Below are 4,454 nucleotides of genomic sequence, written 5' to 3' on the forward strand. Positions count from 1 at the left end.
GCCCCAACGCCAGGCAGCCCGCTACCGCAACTGGCGGGATATGTCGTCGTCAACCTCGGTCGGAGCGACGGCGGCAGACGGCATTTCGGGGTGGGGCGCCGGAAGGTCGGCGAAGATCCGCAGCAGCTCCGCACGGGTGCCCGCCTGCGCGCACGCCTCCACCCGCTGGTCGAACTCGTCGGAGTTCAGTCGCTTCTCGCTCAGGTGGGTCTCGAGCGCATCCTCGGCTGCCCGACGTTCCGGTGTGCCGATGCGAAGCTCAGGCGAAGGCCCGCTGAGATCCGATCCGTGGTCTTCGACGTCGCTCACCGCGCGAGCCTAGCCCTGCCCGTGGTCGGCCTCGCGGATCGCCTGGGGTCACTCGCGCATGCGGACGCTTGCCCGGCACCAGTCCGCAGCGATCCGCACCGGCGCAAGCGACGTCACCTGACGCGCGGCGCGGCGTGTATTCGCGAGTGCCGACACGTCAAACCCGACGTGATTCCGTGGCGTGGGGGTTGATTGCGGTGGCGGTGCCGGGGTGCCCGGCCCGACGATGGTGCCGTGGTTACCGAGGATCCGCCGCGAATCGTGCTGGTCGACGACCTCCGCTCGTTCGTCGATCGCCGCACGGCGCAGGTCGCGCGCACCAGCGCGGCGGGTGTCGAGGCGCTGGAGCGACACCGCGGACAGCGGTTGGACGAGCTGTGGCTGGATCACGACCTCGGCGGGGACGACACGATCTGGCCCGTTGTCGAGATGCTGGAGCGGGCCGCGTTCGAGGAGCGCCCGTTCGACATCGGCGTGGTGTACGTCCACTCGGCGAATCCGGTCGGGGCCATGAAGGTCATGCAGGCGTTGCGGCGCTGGGGTTACCCCGCCCGTTCGGCCGCTGGATCACCGCACGTCGGCTACCTGGCCGAGACCGGATAGCCGGGAGCACGTGATGGCCGAGCGTCTCGCCGGCCGGCGGCCGCCCCGTCGACCCGGGAGGTGGGTACCCCTCAGCGCGTGAAGTCGTCCGGCACGTCCCGGGCGTCCTCCTGCACGTGCTCGCCGGCCGGGTGTCCGCGGAGTGCGTCCCGCTGCCGTACCCGCTCCGCCTCGGTCCGCTCGTCCTGGTTCATGTTGCCCAGGCTTGCCCGGGCCGGCCCGGAGAGCTTCTCGACCTGGTCCTTGGCCTTCTCGACGCTCATGTCGCCTCCCGAGTCGTGGTGGGCGGTTCGCGGTGCCGACCGCCCGTCCCGACCCGCGTCCCCGCCGGTCCGGGGGTGAAAACCACGAACCGCCCACCGAGGCGGTGTCCCCTCACTGATCGAGGGCGAACGAGCCGAGGGGGATCTCACCGGCCGGCACGTACGTGCCCATCACGACCCCGGTGGTGGAGACCGTGCTGTCGACCAGCTTCAGCCCGGACGGAACGGTGCCGTCGGCGAACAGGCGCTTGCCCGTCCCGATGACGACCGGGAAGACCCACAGGCGGTACTCGTCGACCAGGTTGTGCCGCAGCAGCGTCTGAATCAGGTTGCCGCTGCCGTGCACCTGGAGCTCCGGCCCGTCGCCCTGCTTGAGGGCGGCGACGCCCTCGGCCACGTCGCCCTCGATCAGCACCGAGTTGCGCCACTCCAGCGTGGGGCGGCCGCGCGAGGCGACGTACTTGGTGGCGTCGTTCAGCGGCTTGCCGCCGGCCTCCTCCGGCGCCTTCGGCCAGTGTGCGGCGAAGATGTCGTAGGTCCGGCGGCCGAGGACGAGGTCGAAGGGCCGGCCCATCGACGCGTCCATGACCTCGCCCATCTTGTCGTCCCAGTAGTGGAACGACCAGCCACCGTGCGCGAAGCCGTTGTCGTCGTCCTCGCCGGGACCTCCCGGGGCCTGCATCACGCCGTCGAGGGTCAGGAAGGTCTGTACGACCAGCTTTCTCATCTCGCGTCTCCTCTTGGGTGGATCTCCGGACGGAGGGCGGGCCCGTCCTCATACGCAACGGGTCGGCGGAGCGAAGGTCGCGGCGCCGCCCTGTCGTCACTGCACTGAGGACAGAGCGTAGGCGCGGAGTGCGACAGGCGGTTGACGACGAAACGGGCCGGCCCCCGATGGGAGCCGGCCCGCCAGGGGACGACAGAGGTCACGGCTTCCAGGAGCCGGCGGCCTCGAACTTGTGCTGGTACTCCACGACGCCGCTCTTGTCCTTGACGTCGAAGACCACGGCGCCGGAGCGCTTGCTGCCCGCGCGGATACCGCTGCCGGAATCGAGCATGTCGCCGCCGCAGCCGGAGAGCGCACCGGCCAGGCCGTTGACGGTGGTGCCGTCCTCGGCGACCCACTGGAAGTAGAACGGGTTGATCGACGCCTTGCCCTTGGTGACCGTCGCGGTGACGTCGGCGATCAGGTAGAGGCCCTTGTCGGGGGCGGGGGCGTAGGAGCGGCAGCCCTTGGTGGAGGTGGAGAACTTGCGGATGGTGATCTCGATGGTGCCCTCGTCGTCCTCGATCACCAGGGTGTCGCCGGCCTCCATGTTGAAGGTCTCGCCGTCGGCGGCCGAGGCGGACGCGGAGGGCTTGCCGGGGAAGGCCGGCGCGGCGGTGGTGCGCGGGGTGGGCAGCGACCGCTGGATCTCCTCCGCCTTGTCGGCCGCCTTCTTGCCGCCCGCGAGCAGGGCGACGATGCCGCCGGCGCAGCAGAGCAGCACCAGCACGGCGACGACGATGCCGACGATGACCCACGGCTTCTTCTTGGAGCCGGACTTCATCGGCGGGCCGAGCGGCTGCCCGGGCGGGGGCGGGTAGCCGGGACCGGACACGGGCGGGTAGCCGCCGCCGGAGACCGGCGGGTACGGCGCGCCGGAGACCGGCGGCATGGACGCGTTCGGGTCGTACTGCGGGTAGGCCCCGCCGGAGACGGGCGGCTGCGGGGCGCCCGACACCGGCGGGTACGGCGCGCCCGAGGTCGGCGGCTGCGGGGCGGTCGGGTCCATCGGCGCGTACGGCGGCTGCGGGGTGGTCGGGTGCTGCGGCGGGCCGGAGACCGGCGGCAGCGGCGCGGTCGGGTCGGCAGGGTACTGCGGCACCGGCGCCGTGGGGAACGGGTCGACGGGCGGCTGGTTGGGGTCCTGCGGCCCGTATGGGGGCTGGGGCTGGCTCACCGTACTCCTCGGCACTTCGGCTGCATCGGGAACTCTTCGACGCTAGTCGGTGCGAGCAACGCGGAATTGTCTCGGGTCTGGCCGGCCGTTCGGTGCCGGAGACCGGGCCGAACGGTCAATGCGTCAGCACGGCCGCGGTGCGGACGAGATCCCCCTCGATGACGAAGCGCCCGGTGACGACGGAGGGCGGGTCGGCCACGGTCGCCGCCGCCACCCGGACGGGGTCGATCCGCGCGGTGAACGTCCCGGCGTCCGGGTCCAGCTCCACCGTGGCGTCCTGGAAGTCCAACCAGGACCCGACCACCGGGTGCCAGACCTTGTAGACGGTCTCCTTCGCGCTGAACAGCACCAGCGGCCACGAGGTGCCGGCCGGCAGCCGGGCGCAGTGCTCCTCCTCCTCGGGGCGGCAGATCAGCCGGCGTACCCCCTCGTTGAGCTCGCGGTGCCGCTCGGCGTCCATTCCGACGGACCGCACGTCGGTCGCCCGGGCGACCGCGGCGGCGCAGTAGCCGCGGGTGTGGGTGATGGTGCCGACCAGCCCGGCCGGCCAGGTGGGTGCGCGGTCGGCCGCCGCCGGCACCGGCAGCGCGGGCAGCCCCAGCTCGGCCATCGCCCGCCGGGCGCAGACCCGGCCGGCGGTGTAGTCGCGGCGCCGGCTCTCCACCGCCCGCGCGCCGAGACCGGCCTGCTCGGCCGGGAGCAGCTCGCCCGCCCAGTCCGCCGGCCCGGCCACCACGACCGCGACGGTCGGCGGCAGCAGGTCACGCATCACCCACCCCCTTCAGGTACGACGACAGTCTGGCCCGTTCGGCGCCGAGCCGGTCGGCCGGCCCGGCCGGCCCGCCAGGCCGGCACTCGCTCGGTGGGAAGGTTCGTGCCGGACATCGACGGTGAACGTACCGCAACCATGTAACGCCGGAGCGTTCCGAGGCGCTGTTAGGTCGTCGCGGGGGGATCATCCGGCCGGCGCGCGTCTGCGACGCGCGGGGCCGGTACCAGGTACGACCATCCGGAGAGGAAGTGGCGATGACCGGTGCCCCGGCACCCTCGGGTTCCCACCCCGACGAGCACGTTCCGGTGACACCGGCGTGGACCTGCGACTCCTGCGGCGAGGAGTGGCCGTGTCCGACCAAACGCGCCCGCCTGCTCAGCGAGTACCAGGTGGACCGCGCCTCGCTCAGCGTCTACCTGGGGTCGTGCCTCGCCGCCGCCACCGCCGACCTGCGCACCTCGCCGGTGGCGTCGCTGCAGAACCGGTTCATCGGCTGGGTTCCCCGGGGACCCGTGACCTCCTGAGCCCGGCGGTGGCCGCCCCGGGACGAGCGGGGGCGGCCAC

7 protein-coding genes are annotated in these 4,454 nt (G+C 72.6%); 2 read left to right on the forward strand and 5 right to left on the reverse strand.

The features are described from left to right. Positions 1-21: 21 nt before the first annotated feature. A complete protein-coding gene (locus ACSNN7_RS28630) occupies positions 22-309 on the reverse strand; it encodes a DUF1707 SHOCT-like domain-containing protein (protein ID WP_436684166.1) in 288 nt (95 codons plus the stop codon). Between the two features lie 258 nt (positions 310-567). Here ACSNN7_RS28630 and ACSNN7_RS28635 point away from each other — a divergent pair, with 258 nt between their 5' ends. Further along, the gene (locus ACSNN7_RS28635; protein ID WP_436684172.1) at positions 568-912 is read left to right on the forward strand and encodes a cyclic-phosphate processing receiver domain-containing protein; all 345 of its coding nucleotides are present in this window, start codon (positions 568-570) and stop codon (positions 910-912) included. Positions 913-983: 71 nt separating this feature from the next. Here the strand turns inward: ACSNN7_RS28635 and ACSNN7_RS28640 are convergent, their stop codons facing one another. The 4 genes from ACSNN7_RS28640 to ACSNN7_RS28655 all read right to left on the reverse strand — a co-directional run bounded on the left by ACSNN7_RS28640 (position 984) and on the right by ACSNN7_RS28655 (position 3,887). Further along, the gene (locus ACSNN7_RS28640) at positions 984-1,175 is read right to left on the reverse strand and encodes a general stress protein CsbD (RefSeq protein WP_436684167.1); all 192 of its coding nucleotides are present in this window, start codon (positions 1,173-1,175) and stop codon (positions 984-986) included. A gap of 112 nt (positions 1,176-1,287) precedes the next feature. Then, positions 1,288-1,902, reverse strand: a complete 615-nt coding sequence (locus ACSNN7_RS28645) for a dihydrofolate reductase family protein (RefSeq protein ID WP_436684168.1) — start codon at positions 1,900-1,902, stop codon at positions 1,288-1,290. A gap of 199 nt (positions 1,903-2,101) precedes the next feature. Beyond that, a complete protein-coding gene (locus tag ACSNN7_RS28650; RefSeq protein ID WP_436684169.1) occupies positions 2,102-3,118 on the reverse strand; it encodes a hypothetical protein in 1,017 nt (338 codons plus the stop codon). Positions 3,119-3,233: 115 nt separating this feature from the next. Next, positions 3,234-3,887, reverse strand: coding sequence for a 4'-phosphopantetheinyl transferase family protein (locus ACSNN7_RS28655; protein ID WP_436684170.1), 654 nt, complete (start codon positions 3,885-3,887; stop codon positions 3,234-3,236). A 257-nt stretch (positions 3,888-4,144) separates the two neighbouring features. On the opposite strand from ACSNN7_RS28655, the gene ACSNN7_RS28660 reads away from it, so the two are divergent. Next, positions 4,145-4,414 (forward strand): hypothetical protein, encoded by a 270-nt coding sequence (locus ACSNN7_RS28660; RefSeq protein WP_436684171.1) that lies wholly within the window; start codon positions 4,145-4,147, stop codon positions 4,412-4,414. Positions 4,415-4,454: the final 40 nt, after the last annotated feature.

The organism is Micromonospora sp. URMC 105, from assembly GCF_051386295.1.
Taxonomy (GTDB): domain Bacteria; phylum Actinomycetota; class Actinomycetes; order Mycobacteriales; family Micromonosporaceae; genus Micromonospora.